The organism is Candidatus Methylomirabilis sp. (genome assembly GCF_028716865.1).
Taxonomy (GTDB): Bacteria; Methylomirabilota; Methylomirabilia; order Methylomirabilales; family Methylomirabilaceae; genus Methylomirabilis.
The window spans coordinates 1-21553 of sequence record NZ_JAQUOY010000018.1; the positions used below are offsets into that span (position 1 = coordinate 1).

Annotated in this window: 22 protein-coding genes, 1 tRNA gene and 2 pseudogenes; 11 read left to right on the forward strand and 14 right to left on the reverse strand. The window is 56.8% G+C overall.

Annotated elements, in window-relative coordinates; all coding sequences use genetic code 11:
- The 9 genes from PHV01_RS08335 to PHV01_RS08375 form a co-directional block, all read left to right on the forward strand.
- A partial coding sequence (locus tag PHV01_RS08335; protein ID WP_337290694.1) for an ADP/ATP-dependent (S)-NAD(P)H-hydrate dehydratase occupies positions 1–467 on the forward strand: 467 nt, incomplete at its 5' end.
- Positions 468–563: 96 nt separating this feature from the next.
- Entirely contained in the window at positions 564–1091 is a 528-nt protein-coding gene (tsaE, locus tag PHV01_RS08340; RefSeq protein WP_337290695.1) for a tRNA (adenosine(37)-N6)-threonylcarbamoyltransferase complex ATPase subunit type 1 TsaE, read from the forward strand.
- A gap of 55 nt (positions 1092–1146) precedes the next feature.
- Complete coding sequence (locus PHV01_RS08345; protein WP_337290696.1) at positions 1147–2406, forward strand: MFS transporter; 1260 nt, start codon at positions 1147–1149, stop codon at positions 2404–2406.
- Positions 2407–2467: 61 nt separating this feature from the next.
- Positions 2468–3163, forward strand: coding sequence for a tRNA (adenosine(37)-N6)-threonylcarbamoyltransferase complex dimerization subunit type 1 TsaB (gene tsaB, locus PHV01_RS08350; RefSeq protein ID WP_337290697.1), 696 nt, complete (start codon positions 2468–2470; stop codon positions 3161–3163).
- A gap of 22 nt (positions 3164–3185) precedes the next feature.
- A complete protein-coding gene (gene rimI, locus PHV01_RS08355; RefSeq protein ID WP_337290698.1) occupies positions 3186–3665 on the forward strand; it encodes a ribosomal protein S18-alanine N-acetyltransferase in 480 nt (159 codons plus the stop codon).
- A gap of 126 nt (positions 3666–3791) precedes the next feature.
- The gene (locus tag PHV01_RS08360) at positions 3792–3971 is read left to right on the forward strand and encodes a Trm112 family protein (protein WP_337290699.1); all 180 of its coding nucleotides are present in this window, start codon (positions 3792–3794) and stop codon (positions 3969–3971) included.
- Between the two features lie 8 nt (positions 3972–3979).
- Positions 3980–5428: a glutamate--tRNA ligase gene (gltX, locus tag PHV01_RS08365; protein ID WP_337290700.1), complete on the forward strand. Its 1449-nt coding sequence runs from the start codon at positions 3980–3982 to the stop codon at positions 5426–5428.
- Positions 5425–5925, forward strand: a complete 501-nt coding sequence (gene greA, locus PHV01_RS08370; RefSeq protein ID WP_337290701.1) for a transcription elongation factor GreA — start codon at positions 5425–5427, stop codon at positions 5923–5925. The genes gltX and greA overlap by 4 nt, the downstream gene beginning before the upstream one ends.
- Positions 5926–6065: 140 nt before the next feature.
- Positions 6066–6139: transfer RNA gene (locus PHV01_RS08375), tRNA-Gln, on the forward strand.
- A 764-nt stretch (positions 6140–6903) separates the two neighbouring features.
- On the opposite strand, the gene PHV01_RS08380 is transcribed toward PHV01_RS08375, so the two are convergent.
- The 5 genes from PHV01_RS08380 to PHV01_RS08400 form a co-directional block, all read right to left on the reverse strand.
- Positions 6904–7977 (reverse strand): glycosyl hydrolase family 8, encoded by a 1074-nt coding sequence (locus PHV01_RS08380; protein WP_337290702.1) that lies wholly within the window; start codon positions 7975–7977, stop codon positions 6904–6906.
- Between the two features lie 112 nt (positions 7978–8089).
- Positions 8090–9610 (reverse strand): tetratricopeptide repeat protein, encoded by a 1521-nt coding sequence (locus PHV01_RS08385; protein WP_337290703.1) that lies wholly within the window; start codon positions 9608–9610, stop codon positions 8090–8092.
- Positions 9611–9614: 4 nt separating this feature from the next.
- A complete protein-coding gene (locus tag PHV01_RS08390) occupies positions 9615–10121 on the reverse strand; it encodes a tetratricopeptide repeat protein (RefSeq protein ID WP_337290704.1) in 507 nt (168 codons plus the stop codon).
- Positions 10118–10540, reverse strand: a complete 423-nt coding sequence (locus PHV01_RS08395; protein WP_337290705.1) for a hypothetical protein — start codon at positions 10538–10540, stop codon at positions 10118–10120. The genes PHV01_RS08390 and PHV01_RS08395 overlap by 4 nt, the downstream gene beginning before the upstream one ends.
- Entirely contained in the window at positions 10525–12720 is a 2196-nt protein-coding gene (locus tag PHV01_RS08400) for a glycosyltransferase (RefSeq protein WP_337290706.1), read from the reverse strand. The genes PHV01_RS08395 and PHV01_RS08400 overlap by 16 nt, the downstream gene beginning before the upstream one ends.
- Before the next feature lie 182 nt (positions 12721–12902).
- On the opposite strand from PHV01_RS08400, the pseudogene PHV01_RS08405 reads away from it, so the two are divergent.
- Positions 12903–12998: pseudogene (locus PHV01_RS08405) on the forward strand (integrase core domain-containing protein); the annotation flags it as partial.
- Between the two features lie 741 nt (positions 12999–13739).
- On the opposite strand, the pseudogene PHV01_RS08410 reads toward PHV01_RS08405, so the two are convergent.
- The 9 genes and pseudogenes from PHV01_RS08410 to PHV01_RS08450 form a co-directional block, all read right to left on the reverse strand.
- Positions 13740–14021 (reverse strand): annotated as a pseudogene (locus tag PHV01_RS08410) (DUF2784 domain-containing protein); the annotation flags it as partial.
- A gap of 14 nt (positions 14022–14035) precedes the next feature.
- Complete coding sequence (locus PHV01_RS08415) at positions 14036–14443, reverse strand: DUF1330 domain-containing protein (RefSeq protein WP_337290707.1); 408 nt, start codon at positions 14441–14443, stop codon at positions 14036–14038.
- 233 nt (positions 14444–14676) lie between these two features.
- Positions 14677–15798: a glycine oxidase ThiO gene (thiO, locus tag PHV01_RS08420; RefSeq protein ID WP_337290708.1), complete on the reverse strand. Its 1122-nt coding sequence runs from the start codon at positions 15796–15798 to the stop codon at positions 14677–14679.
- 37 nt (positions 15799–15835) lie between these two features.
- Positions 15836–16114 (reverse strand): cytochrome C oxidase subunit IV family protein, encoded by a 279-nt coding sequence (locus tag PHV01_RS08425; protein ID WP_337290709.1) that lies wholly within the window; start codon positions 16112–16114, stop codon positions 15836–15838.
- A gap of 12 nt (positions 16115–16126) precedes the next feature.
- The gene (locus PHV01_RS08430; RefSeq protein WP_337290755.1) at positions 16127–16693 is read right to left on the reverse strand and encodes a cytochrome c oxidase subunit 3; all 567 of its coding nucleotides are present in this window, start codon (positions 16691–16693) and stop codon (positions 16127–16129) included.
- A gap of 5 nt (positions 16694–16698) precedes the next feature.
- Positions 16699–18417 carry a cbb3-type cytochrome c oxidase subunit I gene (locus tag PHV01_RS08435; protein ID WP_337290710.1) on the reverse strand — a complete coding sequence of 573 codons (1719 nt, stop codon included), beginning with the start codon at positions 18415–18417 and terminating at the stop codon, positions 16699–16701.
- Between the two features lie 43 nt (positions 18418–18460).
- Positions 18461–19156, reverse strand: coding sequence for a cytochrome c oxidase subunit II (locus PHV01_RS08440; RefSeq protein WP_337290711.1), 696 nt, complete (start codon positions 19154–19156; stop codon positions 18461–18463).
- A 342-nt stretch (positions 19157–19498) separates the two neighbouring features.
- Positions 19499–19999, reverse strand: coding sequence for a restriction endonuclease (locus tag PHV01_RS08445; RefSeq protein ID WP_337290712.1), 501 nt, complete (start codon positions 19997–19999; stop codon positions 19499–19501).
- 47 nt (positions 20000–20046) lie between these two features.
- Positions 20047–20214, reverse strand: coding sequence for a hypothetical protein (locus PHV01_RS08450; RefSeq protein WP_337290713.1), 168 nt, complete (start codon positions 20212–20214; stop codon positions 20047–20049).
- A gap of 144 nt (positions 20215–20358) precedes the next feature.
- Here PHV01_RS08450 and PHV01_RS08455 point away from each other — a divergent pair, with 144 nt between their 5' ends.
- Entirely contained in the window at positions 20359–21417 is a 1059-nt protein-coding gene (locus PHV01_RS08455) for a tetratricopeptide repeat protein (protein WP_337290714.1), read from the forward strand.
- The last annotated feature ends 136 nt before the right edge of the window (positions 21418–21553 follow it).

Sequence of the window (21553 nt, forward strand, 5' to 3'; positions counted from 1 at the left end):
TGGAAATGCTGCGCGATGTTCCACTCCCGCCGATCCTCACCCCCCACCCTGGAGAACTCGCCCGTCTGCTCGGCATCGATCGGGATGAGGTGGTCCGGCACCGGATTCCGATCGCGCAAAAGGTCGCAACGAGCTTCGGTGTCCACCTGGTACTGAAGGGCGCCCGCACCCTGATAGCGAATCCGGAAGGGCGGGTGGCGATCAACATGACGGGGAATCCTGGTATGGCGACCGGTGGGACCGGTGACGTGCTGACGGGTCTGATCGCCGGGCTCCTTGCCCAAGGCGTGAGTGCCGGTCTGACAGCCCAGGCCGCGGTCTACCTGCACGGCCTGGCCGGGGATCTCGCGGCCGAGGCGGTTGGCCAGGAGGCGATGGTGGCCTCCGATCTGATGGCGCAGATCCCGGAGGCCATTCGACAACTGAAGTCCCGTGCAACAGCTCATGAGCTAAAGGCAGGTAGATAGACTAAAGGCTGAAGACTGAAGTCTGGAGGGAGTAGGGAGCCATACCTAAAGATCTTCAGTCCTCAGTCTATACCCCTGACCGCTATTTACAAAGGAATGACTGGCTTGTTTGAGCAGGAGAGGGTGACCGTCTATCACTCCGCCTCGCCCGAGCAGACGCGCGCGCTGGGGGAGGCAGTGGGCAGACTTGCGGATGCGGGCGACGTGATCGCTCTCACCGGCGAGCTCGGAACAGGTAAAACCCTCTTTGTCGGGGGACTGGCCCGCGGGCTTGGTGTAGATCCGGCTGCGTACGTGAGTAGTCCGACCTTCACCATCATGCACCGACACCGTGGCCGCCTCCCTCTCTACCATCTCGATCTGTACCGTATCGAGACCCCGGAGGCCTTTGCAAGCCTGGGGCTCGATGAGTATCTGGAGGGGGATGGTGTGGCTGCGATCGAGTGGCCCGAACATGGCTGGGGATGCTTACCAAAGGAGATGCTGCTGTTCAGACTTCAGTATACCGGGTCGGATACGCGGTCGATCGAGATTGTTCCGATCGGCGATCGATATATGAAGTTGGTTCAGGCGCTGACAGGCGATTTCCTGGCAGCTTCGGGTTGTCTCAAGGCGTCAACGTGACACTGTGAGTGAACAACAGTAGTGGCGTGTGAGCTAAAAACTGATAGCTGATTGTATGAATCGTCGTCAGGTGGTGGCCTGGACCCTGTACGATTTTGCAAACTCATCCTTTTCTGCGGTCATCGCGGCGACCATTTATGCGACCTACTATGCTCAGGTTGTCGTCGGAAACGTCCATGGGGAGGGTGATCTGTGGTGGGGACGACTGATCTCCACTTCCATGGCCATTGTGGCGCTGACCTCCCCTATCTTGGGAAGCGTTGCTGATCGGGCCGGGATCCGCAAGCGTCTCTTCTTTGCTGCTACCTACCTGAGCGTCGGCGCTACTGCATTGATGGCGACCGTGGAGCAGGGGATGGTTCTCCGGGGATTCGTGCTGGGCGTCCTCGGCATGGTGGGATTTGAAGGGGCGATGGTCTTCTATAACGCCTATCTCCCGGACATTGCGTCTCGGGAGTGGCAGGGGCGCGTCTCGGCCTACGGCTTTGCGGTCGGCTATGCCGGATCGATCGCGGCCCTCCTCGTCGCCCTCCCATTTGTAAAGGCCGGTGCTTTTGGCTGGTGCTTCCTCTCCGCGGCGGCGCTCTTCGGGCTCTTCGCCCTCCCATCCTTTCTGGTCCTTCCAGGGGATCGGCCCGGCTATGCCGAGGTTAGTGACGCGGTACGCGAGAGCATTCGAGGCATAGTGCGGACCTTCCAGGACGTTCTCACGTTCCGTGAGCTGCGGCGTTTCCTCGGGGCGTATCTGTTGTACGAAGATGGTGTGAATACGGTCATCTTCTTCTCCTCTATCTTCGCGGCCAGGACGCTTGGCTTTGGGATGGCGCAGTTGATCGGCCTATACGTCCTCGTTCAGGTCACGGCGTTGGTTGGGGCCTTCCTGTGGGGAAAGCCCACGGATCGCCTTGGCCCGAAGTTCGTCGTGGTTTGCATGTTGGTTCTCTGGATCGGCGTAGTGGTTGCCGCCTACTTCGTCGAAGCGCAACGCCAGTTCTACTTCCTTGCCGCCGTCGCCGGGTCCGGTCTCGGCGCTATCCAAGCCGCAAGCCGAACCTTTATGACCACACTGATTCCGAAGGGGCGAGAGGGAGAGTTCTTCGGCTGCTACGCCATCTGCGGGAAGACAGCCTCCATTCTTGGACCTCTCGTCTTCGGTGCAGTTTCTTATATTCTGGCAGGTAACCAGCGCGCGGCGATTCTCACCGTCGGTGTATTTTTCGTCATGGGTCTCATCCTGCTGTTGCGTGTGCAGGCCGGGGGACCGACCGGTCAGACTGGAGAGATAATCGTTGGCATCACGTGCACCAGGGCGTAATTGCGTTGAGACCCTTGCCGGATCGAACCGTCTGTAGTATCGTCAAGTTGCCATGCTGGTGATGGGGATAGACACGTCGACAATGCAGGGAGGAGTGGCCCTTTTATCAGGGCAGGGAGTGGTCTGCGAATATACGCTGAATGTCAAGGCGACCTACAGCGAGCGACTGCTGCCGTTGATTGATCGAGCCGTGCAGGATGCCGGGATCACGCTGGGCCAAGTCGAAGGTCTCGCCGTGGCTGTTGGGCCAGGCTCCTTCACAGGCTTACGAATCGGCCTGAGCACCGCCAAAGGCCTGGCGGTTGCAGGGGGGCAACCGCTTGTCGGCATATCGACCCTTGAAGCCATGGCGTGGACGCTCCCGTTCTGTGCTCACCCGATCTGTCCCATCCTTGATGCCAGGAAGGGTGAAATCTACTGCGCCCTGTTTCGCCACGAGGGGGATCGGCTGATCCGACTGATGGACGATGCGGCCGTCGCACCGGATAGGCTGTTGAGCTACATCCAACAGCCAACCGTGTTCCTGGGCGATGGGTTGGCCGTCTATGAAGGCCTGCTGCGATCCGAACTGAAGGAGTTGGCGCTCTTTTCCCCCCTTGCGGGGCGCAGAGGATGTGCCGCGGCTGTGGCAGAACTTGGACGCCGCCTTCTGCTGGATGGCCACCGGGATGATCTCGCACAACTGGCCCCCCATTACTTGCGGCCGTCAGAGGCGGAGTTAAAGTATCTTGGCAGATTCGCCCCAGTGGGTTCGTAGTACCAAGAGATGCGCTAAAATAATGACGATGAGTAAGACAAGACTTGCAGTTACGTGCCATTCGATGGGCAGGGAAGACCTGCCGGAGGTATTGGTAATCGAGAGCCTCTCGTTCGCCGAACCGTGGACTGAGGAGATGTTTCTGGGCGAGTTTAGCTCCGAGGGGATCGCCGAATCGCTCGTGGCGAGGGTAGACGAAGGTCCTGGAGAGCGAATCGTCGGCTTCCTGTGTGCGTGGGTGGTGGGCGGTGAGTTACATATCAATAATATCGGGGTGCACCCGAGCTATCGGCTCCGTGGAATCGCCTCTCAGCTTTTGGAAGAGGTGCTCCGTCGAGCCAGAGTAAAAGAGGCCACGGCAGGCTACTTGGAGGTGAGAGCGTCGAACGAGGCGGCTGCTGGGCTGTATAGGTGTTACGGTTTTCAGCCGATCGGCCGCCGCCGCAACTACTACGATCACCCGCAGGAAGATGCCATCGTAATGCGCAAGACGCCACTCTGACTTGACGGGGGCCTGGGAATTCCAGGCCTGTCTGGTCCATTTGGTCTCGACCAAACGACGAAACAGACCGAACAGACGAGATAGACCAGGTAGACGCAATAGATATTTTCTAAGGAAGGAGTAAAAATGATCGATAAGGAACTGCTTGAAATCCTGGCGTGTCCCGCCTGCAAGGCTGAGGTGGTGTTCGACGAGTCGGCAGCCAGGATCGTCTGCACTGCCTGCGGGCGGCGCTATCCTGTCCGAGACGGTATCCCGGTCATGCTGATCGACGAGGCGGAAGCTGGTCCGCCGGCGAAGAAGTAAGGTGGATCGTGGTGTCTAAGGTCAGGGTCAGATTCGCGCCAAGCCCAACAGGGTATCTGCACGTCGGTGGGGCCAGGACCGCCCTGTATAACTGGCTGTTCGCCCGCCATGAGCATGGAGTCTTCATCCTTCGGATTGAAGACACTGATGCCGAACGGTCTACGGATGAGTCGGTGACGACGATCCTCGACGCGCTCCGCTGGTTTGGCCTGGACTGGGATGAGGGGCCGGAGGTCGGCGGACCGGCTGGGCCGTACCGGCAGGCTGAGCGCTTGAAGCTATATCAGGAGCATGCCCAGAAACTCCTGGATGAAGGGAAGGCCTATTACTGTACCTGTACGCCGGAGGAGCTGGAAGCCAGGCGTAAGGCTGCGCTTGCTGCCGGGACCTCCCCGAAGTACGACGGTCGCTGCCGTGAGCGGGGGAACGACCTGACTGGAGTGGGCGGAAGAGGTGCTGTCGTCCGCCTGCAGGTCCGGGAGGAGGGGAGCGTTGAGATTGCCGATCTCGTTCACGGCCCCATTCGCTTTGAGACTGCCGATTTGGACGACTTCATCCTCCTTCGCTCCGATGGGATGCCGACGTATAATTTCGCTGTAGTGATAGACGATGTGCTCATGGAGATCAGTCACGTGATCAGGGGTGACGACCACATTTCCAATACGCCACGTCAGATCATACTCTACGAGGCGCTGGGTCTCCCAATCCCTCGCTTTGCCCATATCCCGATGATCCTGGGGCCCGATCGCTCCCGCCTCTCAAAACGGCATGGTGCTACGTCGGTCTTGGCCTACCAGCAGATGGGCTACCTGCCTGAGGCGATGGTGAACTACCTGGCGCGGCTTGGTTGGTCTCACGGTGATCAAGAGATCTTCACCCAGGAAGAGCTGGTTAGGCGATTCAGCCTCGAGAAGGTGGGCAAGACCCCCGCGGTCTTCGATCCGGTGAAGCTCGAGTGGCTGAATGGCCAGTACATCAAGCGTACCGCCCCTGATCGGCTGACGACATTGCTCAGGCCCTTCTGGGAGGCGGCTGGCGTGAGTCAACAAGAACTGTCTCAGAGGGACGAAGCCTGGTCGCATCGGGTTGCCGGCCTTTTTCAGGAACGGGCCAGGACCCTGACGGAGCTCGCAACCTCGTCCAGATTCGTATTCGACGGGAAGATCGAGCGCGATAAGGCAGTGGCCCAAAAGGTTCTAACCACGGAAACAAAAGAGAGGGTCCGCGCGCTCTTACTGGAGATTGAGACGCTGCCGACCTTCACTGCCGCAACCCTGGAGTCGCTCTTCCGGATGAGGGCGTCGGCCCTTGGCCTGAAGCTGGTCGACCTGGCTCAGCCGTTCAGGGTTGGGCTGTCTGGAAAAAGCGTCAGTCCCCCTATCTTCCCGATTATGGAGCTGATGGGATGGGATGCCGTGCGACGTCGGGTAGAAGAAGCACTGGAGGAGGAAGGATGAAGATTGAGGCATTGCTTGATAACCTTCGGCAGGAGTTCAACAAGCTCGATCGGGAGTTCAGGCAGGAAATTCCGAAGAAGATCCAGGCTGCCAGGGAGTTGGGTGATCTGCGGGAGAGCGGCGAGTACGAAACGATTAAGGATCGGCAGGGCTTTGTCAAAGCCAGGATGGCCTTTCTGCAACAGCGGATAGCGGAGATCAGTAAGATCGACCTGAGAGCGATCCCGAGAGACCGCGTCGCTCTGGGCAGCACCGTTCATCTTATCGACGAAGAGAGCGGGGAGGAAAGCGTCTACACCCTGGTCTTTCCCGAACTGATGGATAGCACACGTGGCTGGATTTCGGTTGCCTCGCCGATCGGGCGAAGCCTTATCGGCAAGCAGGCCGGCGATCGGGTCGTGATGAATATGCCAAGCGGGACCAAGGCGTTCGAAATGATGAAGCTTCAGACGTTGCACGAAAGCTCGCAAAACAACGCTGATGGGACAGGCTCATGACACTACATCGCACCTTGTAAGACCGCACGGTCATTTCGAGCGAAGTGAAGCAATCTCACTGTTTTTCACCTTGACTTTTCTCGGCTGTTCCTCCATATTCTGAACGTCCAAAGGGAGCCCCTTTGGACGTTCATTTTTGGTGGGGGGTCGTCCAATGGTAGGACGGCAGACTCTGGATCTGCTTATCGAGGTTCGAATCCTTGCCCCCCAGCCACCTCTAACTCATTACATTCAATGGCTCGCTTGGCATTTTGCTGAGCGGGCCATTCGTGTCTTCAGGATGCGTGGGTGCGCCTGGGGTGCGGGTGGGCGCATCGTCGAGTCGATTGATCGCCGTTTGGTTCGTGGCAGGAAGGAGATAGCTGTAGAGGTCGACGGTGACCTGGATTGAGGAGTGCCCCAGTTGTTTCTCGACAAAGGCGAGACTTTCCCCCTGTTCGAGGAGGAGGGTGGCAACGGTGTGCCGCAGGTCGTGAAAGCGAAGATGCTTAAGCCCGGCGCGTTGCAGTAGCGGACCCCAGACCCGCTTCGTAAAGTTGCCGGCGATGAGGCGGCCCCCTTCTGTATTTGTGAAGACCCATGCGTTGGGATCCAGCGCCTCCCCTGACCTGACCCCCTAAAATAGATCCAGGTATTATGAGAGTCTGAACCGCCCACGCGGGCAGGAGGGCTCTCGATGACACCTCCGTCATTGTATTTTACACGACTTTGGTGTCCAGTTTTTCCATCCTACCTCATATAGGTGTCTGGGGTGATATGAGTGATGGGCTGAGGGGATCCGCATTGTGAGACATGCGTATTGTGAATCGTGAGAATGGGTGGTGTAGGTGCGAGTGCTGGTCCGGGGGAAGTGTCGTGCTGGCGACTCATCACGTGTCTCCATGAAAGATGTTGGGGTTGTGAGGTGTGTGATCTGTTCGACGAACGTGATGAGTGTAGAAAATGGATTGTGAGCGCACAAGCGCACAAACGTGCAGGTTATTGGCAAAGTAGCTGTGTGGAATTGATGGTTGGTGATGTAGTTTCTCGGTAAAAGATGAGTGCAAGTAATGCCAGACTATTGGCGTAGTAATCGTCCGTAGGTGTAAAGAGGCTCACGTCTTGGTTGAATGCGTGAGAGAGTTTCTCCATCACACCGGCTGAGATGGGACCATTCGATCTCGCCAGCGCTGACAGGCTCATGGCATAGGCGGCGACGTGTTCGTATTGCCCGGCTGGTCTGCCCTCGTACGTATATTCGGCAAAGAATCGACCGCCGCGCCTCTCCCACTCCTGCGTATAGAAATCCCTCATACCATCAAGGTAGCGTCTGGCCCGATTCTCCTCGAACCATAGTGCATCCATTCCGAGTCGCCATGGGGTTCGAATCGCATCCCAGCTAAATCGATCCGACAATCCTTGGGCACGCATCAGGGATCCGTCTGCAGTAAGGAGCAGCCAATCCGGTACCAAGCCCACGCCTGCGGTTCCGGCGAAGTGTTTCGAAACCGTCTCGATGAGGTAATAGCTTGCTTCGATTAGGTCGTTCCAACGTGGGTCTCTGGTACACGCAAAGAATATCCGGAAGTGGGCTGGCGACAGATAGGAGGGGTTGATGATGGAGGCGTTGTGTCCTGTTCTCCAGTTTCCCGGTAGGAGATACCTCCGTCCGTTGATTAGCGCTGTTTCCAGATCGAGCAGATCGCGCATGACCAATCGCGCTTTTTTAGTATAGCGTTCGTCGTGCCAGCGTGCGGAAGCGGTTATGAGCGCGAGGACATAATCGAGGTCGGCGTCGGACGCACTGTTCCAGTCCGTGACCCCACGACCTGGTTCCCAATGCCAGGCCAGCAGATGGTCGCCGGTGCGGCCCTTGCGCGAGAGGTGTGCGTCGGTCCAGTCCAGGACCTTGTCGAATGTCTGTCGGTCGTCAAGCAGCGAGGCGATGAGGAGCGCATACGCTTGTCCTTCGGAGACTGTATCGTCATTATTGCGCGGGCGAGAGACGCGTCCATGGGCATGAATAAATCGTGCGGTATATCCACCCCACGCCTTGGTGATGAGATCAGACAACGGATCGGTTGCTGTTGCCGGGCGAGTGGGCGTAACTCTGGCACACGCCGTGGCAAGGAGGATTGTCAGGAAGAGAGATAGGGGGATGGGTGTGCGCATAGGAGTCGTGGCGTTAGAATGTCAATCGCATAAAGATTCCGGTATTCCATTCGTGATAGACACTTGATCGAATGATTTTGAGTGATGGAACCATGTCAAGCCGTTGTGTGAGCGGGTAGGAGAGCGTGCCGTGCCATTCGTGAAAGAGCTTGGCGTTACTATCGACGGAGACGCCGTAATAGACGGTATAGTGGTTACGTGGGGCTTCTGCAAGATGGTCTTTGTGGGTGGGGTAGCCGAGCCAGTGTTGAAATTCTATGGCGGCCGTATTGGTGGCGTAGGCGCCAGGGGAAAAGTACGAGGATGCGCGTTGGAATCCATACGCATTGACACGGTAGATGAGGCGAAGCGTCCGTGGGAACCAGAGCACCTGATATGACGTGAGGAACTCGCCCCCAAGTCGGGTGTTGTGATCAGAGTAGTTGGTGACGTCACCTCGGAGTGTCCAGTCGAGATGTCGACCGAGTGTTCCGCCGACATGTGTGGAGACGCGGTTCATGGCGATGCCATTGAGGACCGTTGTTCGATTTTCCCAGACATCTTTTCGTTCGAAGTCTATCCCGAGCTGTATTCCAGAGAGGGTCTCGTAGGAGAGGCCGATTCCTCCGTTGATATGGTCTCGTTCGCGTCCATTATAATGGAGTCCGCTGATGAATCCGTCGAGGTGAAGCCAGCGAGTGGGGTTGTAGCGCCATCGTCCGGTAATTGTGTGGGCTGTTGAGCCGAACGTGAAGTGTGTGTTGTCGTACGCGTAGCTGGTTGAGAGGGCATCAGAGAGTCGCAGTCGTTCTTCGATGCTGGCCAGTCCGTAGGTGATCGAGCGTGTGTTGTCGAAACCATGTTGGTTGATATAGGTATAGCCAAGTGTGAGCAGTGGTCGTTGGGAGAGCGTGCTGAGGTCTAGCGCCAGCCTGGCTTGTCGGTGTTCTGGGAGAAGGGATAAGAGCTGACGGTAGTGTGTGTGAGCGTCAAAAGGCCGGTCGTTTCGGGTGGCAAGTTGGCCAAGATCGAATAGGATGTCACTGTTGTGCGGTTCCAGTGTGGCAAGCTGTTCAAGCGCTGTCGTTGCCTGTCTGATGTGTCCACGCCATAAGGCCTCTTTTCCGTTGTATTCCAGTTGCACGGTCGTGTTGGTCGGAAATCGCTCGAGGATGGTCTGATAGGTGTCCAGGGCGGCGTCATAATCGGAGGTCCAGCTGTATGCCATGGCGGTGGTACGCCAAAGTGAGAGGTTGTTGGGGGCGAGTGTGGTGGCGGCTTCAAATTGGTGAATCGCCTCAAGGGGATGTCCGATGTCCAGGAAGAGCCATCCCAGTTCGGCCACAGCGTCCCACTGTTCAGGATCGTGTGTAATGGCGAGCCCATAGCGGGCGATAGCACGGTCATAGGCGTGAAGCTTCCAGGCGTTTCGTGCGCCGAGCAGGAGGATGTCGCGGTTGCTGGGCTCCTGGGCTCTTGCGAGCGTCGTAGCCCAGACGCCAAGGAGACCCCAGATTAAGATCTGGATGGTGACTCGATGGTGTATGTGGGACATCCGGCTACTCTCCCAACAGGACAGCGATGTGTCGTTCGGCGTCTACAAATTTTCCGCGGTTATGGAGTTCGAGTGCGAGTTGCATTCTCATGTCTTTGCGGAGTGGTTCAAGGCCAACTAATCGGGTGAGTGTCGTGAGGATCTCGTCGTGCTTGTTGGTCTTTCGTAGGGTCTCAAGAAGACCCGTCCACGCTTGTGTGTTGTCGGGATGCGCGTCAAGGACGAGTCGAAACTGTTGTTCCGCATCGGCAAGCTGTCCGGTGGCCATCAAGACCCATCCCAGCTCTTGCTGTATCTCGTGGAGGTGGGGGTTGCGTGTGAGTAAGGCGCGATAACGCTTGACGGCGACGTGAGGCATCCCAGCTTTTGTGGCGTTCCTGGCGCCCATGAGGAGGAGGAAGTGTTCGTCGATCTTTCCATCTGGTTCTTGAGCCGTAGCGAGTGAGGTGAAACCGACGAGGAGGAGGACAAAGAGCAGAGTTCGTGGTGTGGCATGGCAATGGTGTCTCATCGTGGGGAGTCTCCTAAGAGCGTGGAAAAGTGATGTTCGGCTTCGATGTATCGACCAGTGTGGTGGAGGGTCAGTGCCAGGCGCAGTCGTAATCCATGATTGTCAGGGACTGTGGCAACGACGCGGCGCCAGATGTCCAACGCAGCGTCTGTGGTGTTTGCTCGATCGAGGACCTCGCCAAGTTTGACAAAGGATTCAATGTCGTATCGGTGAAGCTGTGAGGGGGCCATCTGGCGGTAGAGGTGTTGTGCGATCACTGGATCTGGTGTTGTGGATGCCCTGGCGATTCGTTCAAGGGCAATGTCGGTTGAGTAGAACCAAGTGAAGGCTTCCCAAACAATAATGACCCAGAGGGTTCCACACAGGAGAAGGAGTCGTGGAGATGTGACAAGGTCGTGAGGGGTTATGCGGGGGAACATGAGGAGTGCGCCTCAAGAAAGGTGGTCAGAGCATCGGATGCGTGTTCCGGTTGGGTCATGAATGATGCGGTGATTCGGTACCATCGTCCAACGACGATATCTTTACAGTGGTGGATGGTGATGGTCGTGGTGAATTGTCCCTGTGGGGTGAACAGGGTGACCATGGTTTGTGTCTGTGGTGACAGAGGGGCGTAGGTGAGAAACGTCAGCGTGTCAGCCGTGATGTGTTCCGTAATAACGTAGTGTGGGGGAGTGGTATGAATGCGGAGTGGGAGTTGAGAAGTAGGCTGGTGGTCGGATGGGGGGGTGAACCAGCCGTGCGTGTATGAGAGAAGCCATCGCGTCAGCGAGGATGGTGTCGGATCAAATTGACGGAGGAAGATGGGCAGCATGTGATTGAAACAGAACTCAGTAATGGTGTCCTTGTCGATTCGACTGAGGTTGGTAAATTGGACACCGTATCGGAAGATTCCCGTGGGAGATGTGGTTTTGTGGACGTAGAGGACGAGCCCGACACAGGTGAACAAGCGTGATCCTAAATGCAGTCGTAGGCGAATAGGTTCGCGAAGCGGGAGGGCGGTGAAGGTTGTTAACCCCATGCCGTCGGCAGTCAGATCTGTGACGGTACCCAACCCACTGACCGCACATCCATAGTCGTCATGTTCGTACTGGACGGGGAGATTTCCTAGAAATCGCGATTCTTTTCGGCGGTGGAGCGGAGCGGTGACTTTTGTAATGACGGTCCAGGCAAGATAGGCATTGACTGCGCTCCAGAAGATGCCGATCCCGAGTCCCAGCCAGTTGTGCGAGGTACCGTAGGCCCATTTAAGCCCCCCCCATTCGATGGCTGTTATACCTAAGATGATAATCGTGAATTGGGGGATGAGGGTAGAGAAGCGTGCGGTTTCACCGGCTCCCTTTACCGTCACGATGAATCGACCTTTTAAGCGGAGGAGGGCTTTGACCATGGCTTTCATTAAGACAAAGAAGTTCATCATGTTGTGGACCTCTTCATCGCGAATTCGGCTGTAGCCACGGCTGACAATCTTCACGGTGGCAATGACCGCAGTCAGAAAGATGGTATAGCGCCAGATGAACGGCCAATTGAAGGGCACCACCGGATACCAGTTCGTGAGGAGCATGATGGCTGGGGTAATGAAGTAGATGAGTTTTGGGAGCCCGATGAACCAACTGAACACCGTGGCGAAGAAGCAGAGTCGTTGGGGCAGCGTGAGTGCTTTTGCAAAGAGTGGGTTATCGACAAAGAGGAGACTAATATTGCCTTCAGCCCATCGGAGTTTTTGGATGTGGTAGTCCTTGAGATCGGTTGCCGCTAAACCACTTGAGAGTGGTTCGTTATGGTAGATTCCTTTCCATCCACGTTTGTAGAGGCGGACGCTGGTATGGAGGTCCTCGGTAATAGTTTCGATGGCAAATCCGTTGACGTCGTCAATAGCGGTGCGCCGAAAGACGGCCGATGTGCCGGCGAAAAAGGCGGAATTCCAGTAGTCCATCCCGGGCATAATAAGGCGATAAAACATATCGCCTTCGTTCCATTTGATATGTGTGGCTTGGTGAAATCGGAACGAAAAGGAATCAACGTTATAGTAATTCTGTGGGGTCTGGACGAACGCAACATGGGGATCCGTCAGATAGCCCAGTGTCTTGTCGAGAAAGTCTGGTTGGGGCACGTAGTCCGCATCGAAGATGGCAATAAAATCCCCCCTGGTAACCGAGAGGGCGTGATTGAGGTTGCCGGCCTTGGCGTGGACGCGTTCGGTTCGTGTCAGGTATTTGCACCCTAGTTCAGTGGCGAGCGCGGCACATTCGGGCCGATGGCCATCGTCAAGGATGTAAGTGGTATGGGGATAGGTGATATTGAGACAGCCCCGGACGGTTTTTCGGACAAGTTCGATATCTTCTTTGTAGGTGGGGATGTAGACATCGACGCGTAAGTTGGGTGGAGCTGGAGGCGGTGTGCGGGTCAGTGGATGCCAGATAAGAAAGAAGTAGAGGGTGAGCGACAGAAATCCGTGGAGTTCGGCATAGTAGAAGAGGAGCGAGAACCACCAGGCGTCCCAGTTGATGGTATAGACCAGACGATAGACGAGGTAATAGAGATAGATTGCGAGGGTGAGGACCATCACGGTTTGGTGAAATCGTCGTGTCGATGGCGTCATAAATATAGTGGTGTGTGTAATGGGTTGTTGGAACGGTTATCGGCAAATGTGGACGGGAAGTTGAGGACTGTGTGGCGAAAGAGTAGTCTAGACGGGTTCGATGATGGCTGCGGATAATGCCTGAGGGTCAACGTGGGTATAGAAGTGACTGGGATGCCGTGCGTCCGTACACAGATTGTCGCTGGCGGCAGGCGTATAATCAGGTTCGCCCACATAGCGCGCTGGGCTATCGGCTCCCCGCTCCAGAAGCCATCGAACCCCAACCGATGTACGCATGACTAACATTGGGAGTGGTACAACAACTGGGGGCGGGTCAATCGACCTTCGCAGACACAGGGCGCTGTGGGAGGATTTCTACGACGGCCTTGTCTCTGATATGCTGCCCCCCTTGAGGAGTAGACAGCGCTTATGACAAACTGGGGCGACTCAACAAGGAGGTGCCGGGAGATAGCCAACCCTGCCAGCGGTACCCTGCCGCTCTGCAGCGCATCGACACGTGCCCTCAGCTCGTCGAGCAGTTCAGGGAGCCGTGCGTTGCATTCGTCGTAGGTCCTGGCCTGTGAGAGCATCCTGAGCATCGCAGCCTGGGCGCTCCCCCAAGCAGCTAGAGCAGAGGGGGAGGCTTGCTCGCGTCGCCCATGAGGCAGAAGAGGCAGATCGTGTACGTCGTCACAAAGACTCGTAGGGGGTGTCGTGAAAGGATTACGCGCTGCGCTTTAGCTCCCACAGCCTGCAGCGTGAGCACTCAGGACCCTCTGCTGTGGCTCTCCTTGACACTGTCGGGCAGATCTTCAAATCGCAAGAGAAACCGCGCCCAAGGTGAAGTTTCCAATAGCCGCTATTGTCGCTGTCCGTCTGCGCCTTTTCCATATAGCACCTCAATGAATGCTTTACGTCTCTTATCGGCAACAGGCACGAATTCCATTAGTCGTTGGCTCAACAGATTGAGGTTGTACTGCGAGCCGAGCGACTCGACGGGCGCGCCCGCCCTCACACGGACAAACAGCGCAGACCTCCAGTTAGACGATACTGCTTGAGCGGTGGCGCCACAAGCGACGGTATCCCAGCGCATTAAGGACCAGAACCAGCACCCCAAGACCTATCTGCACCGATCGCGTCAGGGCTTGCGGATACAGGACCGGCAGCAGATAGTGCTCCACAAAACCACCGATGTAGCCGGCATCGCCGCCCAGTTTCCTGAATCGGTTTTCGATGGAGGTAAGTGGGCAGCCCCACCCGGCGAACTCGATGAGTACGCCCCACAGCACGCTTGGGAGATGGAACCAAGCCAGCCGTGGCCATCAGCCGGGGCAAGCTATTTGCCCACAGTACCGCTCACTTGGCTCCCGGCGATGAATGAACGATATTTGGACCCTTTGTCACGCATCGGAACGATCTTCTTATATTCTGGCGAATTACGATAGGCCTGCACTTTCTCCATACTATCGAATTCAATGATAGCGAAACGCTTAGGTGCGGGTCCATCGAGGGCCACTAAAGTTTCGCCGCGAGTCAGAAATCGGCCACCCGCGGCCTTAACAAGAGGCGTATTCGCATCGAGATATTTTTGGTAGGTCGCAGCATCGGTCACCTCAACCTCAGCAATCATATAGACTAACTGCTTGGTCTGAGCGTTGGCCACGGAAGTGCCTGCCAACGTCAATGCTAAGAGCGACATCATTACTGAAAAGAATTTGACCGAATGACTCGTTATCGATCTCAATTGAACCTCCTTGTGTTGGTGTTCCGCGTAGGAAAGGCATTACCGGCAGCCAAACGACGCAGTAGCGTTCAGCACCGTGCGTATACCCTTGTCATCGATCGCGTGCCTGGCATATTAGCACAACAGGCCATTTAAACGGGTATTGCCCGCAAATTGAGAACATGCGGCGACCATCGCGCGACGAGTGCTGCCCGGTATTGGGTACCGTCCACCTATTGAGTAGACTGATCAGTCTATCCGGAGGACCCAAATCGATCGGGCGAGAAGGCTTGGAGGGAGAATTGCGGCTCCTTGCCAAGAATCAGGTCGGTAATTAACTCACCCGTCAGGGGACCGAGAAGGATGCCGCTGCGGTAGTGTCCCGCGGCGACGATCAGATTCGGAATATTCGCAAAGCGGCCGATAGCAGGCAGGCCATCCGGCAGACGCGGACGCAGTCCCGCCCATGTCCTGTCGAAGGGTGCGCTCATCAGGTCCGGCACCATTGTCCTGGCAGCCTCGCACAGCCCTGCCACACCTGCAAGGGTGGGGGTCGAAGCGAATCCCGCTTGTTCGACGGTGGTTCCTATCAGGAGCTCCCCGTTCAGACGCGGAACAAGATATCCCACTGGGCCCCAGACGAGGTGGGTGAGTGGAGGGCGTTCGAACCGGGTTCGAACGATCTGACCTCGCACCGGCTCCATGAGAAGTCTGTGGCCGATACGGTCCAAGAGACGGCCGGTCCAGGCACCGGCGCAGGCCACGATCGTATCAGCTAGGATCGTTTTGCCACCGACGTTGACCCCGCGCAGTCTGTCCTCATCCAGAACAAAGTCGAGCGCTTGGACGTTCTCCAGGATTTCGGCGCCGCCGGCTCGTGCCCCCGCCGCCAGCCCGGATACGACTGTGCAGGGTCGGACATGGGCCTCATCCGGAAAGAAGAGCGCGCCTCCGATCTCAGGATTCAGGATGGGCTCTAAGGCGCGTACCTCACGTCCGGAAAGCTCCTCGACGCGCAGTCCGGCTGCCCGCTGCCAGGCCGCACGTCCTTTGGCCGCTTCATGCTCAGTCGGATCGCTGAGGTACAGCAGTCCCCACTGACAATACTCAATATCTTCTCCCGTCCCGTCCCGAATTTCGTCGGCCAGCGTCCGATAACGATTCCTTGCGGCAAGACAGAGGTCAAAGAAGGGTCCAGGCCCTTCCGCCTCCCCCTGAGGCACCAACATGCCCGCGGAAGCCCGCGAAGCCTCTCGCCCGAGCCCTCCGCGTTCGACCAGCACCACACGCTTGACGTGCGCTCGCGTCAGCGCGTAGGCGGTCGCGACGCCGATAATCCCGCCACCGATGATAATGACATCCGCACCTTTAGCCATAGTTATAGAAAATCCTCACGTTGCGCCATACGTGCGCTTAATGGTGAAAGACGATGTCTGGAAAAAGCACCAAGGTCATAGCAATAACGAGCAGTACCGGAACGATCGCCAGGGCATAGATCAGCCAATTCTCAGATTTCAGGTGCATGTAGTTCAGCGTGACCAGTACCGCCTTTACAGTTGCGACAGCAAAGATCAGACCGATGACAGCCGACTTTCCCAAGGGTAAACGGGTGGCGAGAACCCCGGCAACCAGCAACACAACCAGCCACACCCAGATCGCCACATAGTTCGAGTGAACCCGCTCGGTAGTCATCTGAGGTCTCCTTCAGTACGAAAGATAGAGAAGTGGAAAGAGAAAGATCCAGACGACGTCGACAAAGTGCCAGTACAGCCCAGCAATCTCGATCCGATACCCGGTGCTCAGCCCCCTCCCGGCTGCCAGTAACAAGACGACGTTTACAATAATCCCAGCCAGAACGTGTAGCGCGTGCAGTCCCGTCAGCATGTAGTAGAAAGACCAGAAGGAACCGCTCCACGGTGCGACACCCTCCGTGATGTGGGAGGTATATTCATATGCCTTAATTCCGAGGAACGTGAGTCCGAGTAGGACGGTGAATAGCAGGAATCTTTGCACCCCACGCTGGTCCATCTTTTGGTAGGCGGCAAAGGCCATTGCCATGGTCATACTGCTGGTCAGCAGGACAAAGGTGTTGATCGTTGCCAGGGAGGTGCTCAGATGGGCGGCCTCTGCCGACCATCCCGGGCCGCCCGCCCGAGCCATGATATAACTGCCGACGGCGCCTCCAAAGATCATGACCTCAGAGGCAATCAACCACCAGATGGCGATCTTGCCGCGAAGCGCGGGATCGGGCTGTTCGGATACAACGGTCATGCGCGTCACGACTTCTCCTCGGCAGTTCTTACAGCAAGGGCGCAATCCTGCGACAGATAATCTTCGCGAACCCCCGGAGGGCTGTACTCATACGGGCCGCGGTAGACGGTCGGGATCGTTTCCCCCCAGTTGCCATGGGGCGGAGGCGAGGGGGCTGTCCACTCAAGCGTCGCCGCCTCCCACGGGTTAGGGTCCGCCTTCTTCCCGGCCACGATGCTCCAGGCAAAGTTGATCAGGAACGGAAGCTGGGCGGCGATGAGCCCGATCGCGCTGATCGTAATGTAGACGTTCCACGGTTGAATCGCTGTCAGAAACTCGTATTGGAGCGGGTTGGCGATGCGGCGCGGCATCCCGGCAAGGCCGACGGCATGCATCGGAAAAAAAGTCAGATTGAAGAAGATGAGGGTGAGTACAAAGTGCAGTTTTCCCAGAAGATTGTTCATCATCCGACCGAACATCTTTGGAAACCAGAAGTAGAGTCCGGTAAAACCGCCGAATATGACGACGCTTAACAGGACCGTATGAAAGTGGGCGACGACGAAGTAGGTACCGTGGACCTGGATGTTGACCGGCGCTGAACCAAGAACAATGCCGGTGAGACCTCCGCTGATAAACATCGCGATAAACCCCAAGGCCCAGAGCATCGGCGGCGCAAAGCGGATCGAGCCTTTCCACAGGGTCAGTATCATCGAGAAGATGATGAGCGCAATCGGGACGGAGATCAGGATGGTGCTGATGCTGAACGGCATGACGAGGCGGGGATCCATGCCGCTGACGAACATGTGATGCGCCCAGACGACAATACTGAGGAACCCTGTAGTGAGGGTCGAGTAGATGATCCATCGGTAGCCGAAGATCGGTTTCCTCGAGAAGACAGCCAGGACCTCCAGCACTGCCCCAAGCCCCGGCAACAGGAGGACGTACACCTCGGGATGGCCAAAGAACCAGAAGAGATGCTCCCAGAGCATGGGGTCGCCACCTCCTCCAGGTACAAAGAAGCTGGTGTCCAGGAGCCGATCCATCAACAGCATCACGGCTGCCGCGATCAGCGGTCCGACAGAGAGCAGGAAAATAACCGAAGCAGTGAGTAGTTGCCAGATCACGAGTGGAAGACGGAAAAAGGTCATTCCCGGTGCCCGCATGGTGATGGCGGTGGTGAGAAAATTGACGCCACCCATCAGGAAGGAGGCAAACTCAAGCGCGTGCGCCAGCAGCCAGAGATTGATCCCCCAGTTCACGTCGGTATACTCCGCCCTCGCGCTGAGCGGCGCATAGCCGGTCCAACCGGCAGAGGCCGCCCCACCGGGAACAAAGAATGATGCCAAGATCACGAAGGCGGAGACCGCAAGGATCCAAAAGGAGAGCATGTTGAGTCGTGGGAAGGCCATATCTCTGGCCCCGATCATCAGTGGGATCAGGAAGTTTCCGAACGATCCCAGCAAGATCGGCATGGCCACAAAGAATACCATGATCGTGCCGTGGTTGGTGATAAGTGCGTTGTAGGTCTCCGGTCCCACATAGCCGAATCCAGGGATCGACTCATCCGGAAAGGCAAGCTGCCAGCGCATGACGTAGGCCAGGTAGCCTCCCACAAATGCCATAAAGAGGCCAAGGAAGAGATATTGCTTGGCGATCGTTTTGTGGTCGGTCGAAAAAACATAGGTACGCCAGAAGCCACGCGCCTCATGCGCGGTATGGGCAACCGGCGTCGGAATGGGAGCCACCCTGGGGGGGGTTGTCATGGTTGGTCTATGTCCGTGAAATAACTCAGCGTAGGATTGTCCTTTCCGAAGTGGAAGGCCACTGTTCCTTCACCCACTGATCGTACTCCTCAGCAGTATGGACGGTCAAATGTCCGATCATTCCGGAGTGGCCGAATCCACAGAGTTCCGTACAGGGAATAGCGAATACGCCGGTCTTGGTAGCCTGGAACCAGGCATGAAACTCACGTCCGGGTACGACGTTCTGCTGCAGGCGCAAATTTGGCAAGAACAGGCTGTGGATGACATCCTTTGACCTGAGCGTGATACCGACAACCTTGTTGAGCGGGACGTGGAGCTCATTGTCGAGTTGAAGATCATCCGCCGTCCCAAACTGACCGTCCGGTCCTGGGTAGAGGATCTCCCAGTTGAACTGTTTTCCGGTCACCTGCACCTGAAGCTCGCTCGGCGGCACCTGAAGCTTGATCTTTGCCCACGCGTCGCCTCCACGAAAATCGATCCACAGGTCAATCGCGAGGACGAGTGCGGTTGGGATAAGTAACCATGCGGCATGCGAGAGTCTATCGCCGGTGATGTAGGCGGCGCGTTTCTCGCCGCGGCGGCGGAAGAGCAGCGCGAAGCTAAGGAGCGCTCCAACGGTTACGATGAACCAGGCCAGCGTGATGTAAAAGATCATCCAGAAGAGCGAGTCGATCTCACCCCCGTATGTTGAGATATTTTCAGGAAGCCAGTCAAGAAACATGCGACACGCACCTTGATCAAAGCTGCCACGTTATGGCAGGCACAGCGTAAAGAAACACTCTAAGGGTTCTAACACTCGCCTCAGGCGGTGTCAATGTTAATTCGGGCTAGGTGACCGTCGGGATTTGGACATCAGTCGCAGTGTTGCCGGAGGTCCCAGCAGGAGTGGCTGCGTGGCTACCGGCGGCGTATCCGGGGGAGCAATCAGTACTTGCGCCAGCTTTGTGGCGTTGCTATGATTCGCGGGATCGGTATTGTCACAATGATTCGCGCTCCCTCACATCTCACACAGGAGAACTCGGCGGTCTATACCGCCCGCGATTCCGAGCAACCTCGAGCTGGTTTAGGGCGAAGCGATCCTATATTCCCCCAGGATCTGTCGAAGGCGCTGGCCGTTGATGAGCTCGAGGGCTGCCCCCTCGGTGAGTTTCGGAACCTCTTCAGAGAAGAAGCCGGTTGTGATGAAGATGCCCTTCAATGCCCTTTCGGCAAGTACCGTGTCGCTCAGGGCAATAATCTGAGCGGAGGTGATCGGCACCTCAGGCGGGATCAGGACGCAACGTACGATATAGCTGCCGCCGGTGATTGGTTGGGGATTGAGGGCGGTGATGTCGATCTCCCCTTGTTTGTTGCGATGGCAACTCGTGATGGACAGTCCCATCTGCTCCAGGAGGCGGAAACAGAGGCGTTCGAACTGTTCGGGGGCGAGCCGTTCCAGTCGCTGCTGTTCGACGCCCCTGGGTTGGTAGTAGGCCTTTTCGACGGCTACCGGTGGCGAAGAACGATTGAGCAAAAGAATAAGGCCCAAGCCGAGCAGGATCGCCATTGTAACGAGAATAAACATGCACCGTGCTCTTCAGGGACCAACTGAGATGAACAGACAGGGAGTTTCTATTTGTACATCTCTTCGAAGATTCGATCTTTCTGGCCTTTTTGGATCAAGCGGTCATGGCGAAATGCTTGTTTCATTGCGCTTCCAAGGCAGACTAAGATCAGGATGAGCATTCCGATGATCGGGATGTTGTCCGGCTGCGTCGCAATAGCAATAACATTCTCCATGCAGAGCCTCCTTTCAGTCGAGATTCTAACACCACTACACGTGAGGGCAAGTCTTTTGTCTGAAACTCTACCTCCTCAGATTCAGAAGCGTCATCTTCTTCGATGGAAGACTCCTGGAAACGAGGTAAGGGTGGGAGGCGACTGATGCAGTGGTCGATTCGTATCCTTGTGCTCAGCTTGTTTCTGGTCGAGCACGCCTGGGGGGCTCAGCCGGTGCCGGCTCGGCCCGGTGAGGCCGACCAAGCGTACCGACTTGGCGTACGTTTGCAGCAGGAGGGACGATTGGCGGAGGCGATTGAGGCATTCCGATCCACCCTTCGGCTTAACCCTATGCGTACCGTCGCCTATGTGAGGCTCAAGGAAGTATATGGTCGTGGTCGGACGAGCGATCAGGTGGTTGCAGAGCTCAAACAGCAGACTGATCAGGACGACACCGACTTTGTATCGTGGAATCTGCTTGGTATCCTCTATGCCAAGCAAAGGCGCTGGGCTGACGCCATGGCCGCATTGCAGCGAGCAGTGCAGATTCAGCCTGCAGATGTCGATGCATGGACGAGTCTCGGGTGGCTCTCGTCGGAATTAGGGCAGATCGAAAAGGGCCGCGAAGCCTTCCGTCGAGCCCTTGTTCTCGATCCTGCCTATGGGCGCGCTCATGCCGGCCTGGCTGGGCTGTATGCGGAGACGGGTGGTAGCTATGATAAGGCGATAGAGGAGTATCGGCTCGCGTTATCGGTTGAGCCGGATAATCCGGCCTACCTGTATGATATGGGGTGGGTCTACTACCGGAAGGGGATGACCGATGAAGCGCTGAAGATCTTGACGGAGGCGTCAATCCTCAGTCCGGACGATGCGACAGGGCGGGCGAAGATCGGGTGGGCGCGGCTTCGTCGCAAGGAGTACAGGGCTGCTATGGAGGAGTTTGAGCGGGCGTTGCGCATACAGCCGACCTATGCCTTTGCTCGGTTCGGGCTGGCGCGAGCGCTTCAGGCAGAGGGAAACGACGAAGCGGCTGCTTTGGAGTACAAGCGGGCATGGCGGGAAGCCGATAACGATATCTATCTGTTGTACCTTATTAAGCTCTCCTTGCAACGAAACCTTTGGGTAGTTTTCCTGGTAGTGGCATCGGCGATGGGTCTGACGCTGCTATGGCTCATGCGGCGCAGAGGTCCCCCTGAGGCTTCTAGGCCTGAGCCTGGAAAGTGATGGTGATGAACGAATAGGCCGCACTATCTTCGGAACCGAAAATGCTCTTGCCGCAACCTCACCTTCGTCAACAGGAAATTTCCGCTAGAACGCATTTTGCGCTTGACAAGTACTATATGTCGTAGTAATTAAAGTC

Excerpts from the sequence above, each read along its gene's own strand:
- tsaE (WP_337290695.1), top strand. The coding sequence starts at position 564 with ATGACTGGCTTGTTTGAGCAGGAGAGGGTGACCGTCTATCACTCCGCC.
- PHV01_RS08345 (WP_337290696.1), top strand. The coding sequence starts at position 1,147 with ATGAATCGTCGTCAGGTGGTGGCCTGGACCCTGTACGATTTTGCAAAC.
- tsaB (WP_337290697.1), top strand. The coding sequence starts at position 2,468 with ATGGGGATAGACACGTCGACAATGCAGGGAGGAGTGGCCCTTTTATCA.
- rimI (WP_337290698.1), top strand. The coding sequence starts at position 3,186 with ATGACGATGAGTAAGACAAGACTTGCAGTTACGTGCCATTCGATGGGC.
- PHV01_RS08360 (WP_337290699.1), top strand. The coding sequence starts at position 3,792 with ATGATCGATAAGGAACTGCTTGAAATCCTGGCGTGTCCCGCCTGCAAG.
- greA (WP_337290701.1), top strand. The coding sequence starts at position 5,425 with ATGAAGATTGAGGCATTGCTTGATAACCTTCGGCAGGAGTTCAACAAG.
- PHV01_RS08385 (WP_337290703.1), bottom strand. The coding sequence starts at position 9,610 with ATGTCCCACATACACCATCGAGTCACCATCCAGATCTTAATCTGGGGT.
- PHV01_RS08390 (WP_337290704.1), bottom strand. The coding sequence starts at position 10,121 with ATGAGACACCATTGCCATGCCACACCACGAACTCTGCTCTTTGTCCTC.
- PHV01_RS08395 (WP_337290705.1), bottom strand. The coding sequence starts at position 10,540 with ATGTTCCCCCGCATAACCCCTCACGACCTTGTCACATCTCCACGACTC.
- PHV01_RS08400 (WP_337290706.1), bottom strand. The coding sequence starts at position 12,720 with ATGACGCCATCGACACGACGATTTCACCAAACCGTGATGGTCCTCACC.
- thiO (WP_337290708.1), bottom strand. The coding sequence starts at position 15,798 with ATGGCTAAAGGTGCGGATGTCATTATCATCGGTGGCGGGATTATCGGC.
- PHV01_RS08425 (WP_337290709.1), bottom strand. The coding sequence starts at position 16,114 with ATGACTACCGAGCGGGTTCACTCGAACTATGTGGCGATCTGGGTGTGG.
- PHV01_RS08430 (WP_337290755.1), bottom strand. The coding sequence starts at position 16,693 with ATGACCGTTGTATCCGAACAGCCCGATCCCGCGCTTCGCGGCAAGATC.
- PHV01_RS08440 (WP_337290711.1), bottom strand. The coding sequence starts at position 19,156 with ATGTTTCTTGACTGGCTTCCTGAAAATATCTCAACATACGGGGGTGAG.
- PHV01_RS08445 (WP_337290712.1), bottom strand. The coding sequence starts at position 19,999 with ATGTTTATTCTCGTTACAATGGCGATCCTGCTCGGCTTGGGCCTTATT.
- PHV01_RS08450 (WP_337290713.1), bottom strand. The coding sequence starts at position 20,214 with ATGGAGAATGTTATTGCTATTGCGACGCAGCCGGACAACATCCCGATC.
- PHV01_RS08455 (WP_337290714.1), top strand. The coding sequence starts at position 20,359 with ATGCAGTGGTCGATTCGTATCCTTGTGCTCAGCTTGTTTCTGGTCGAG.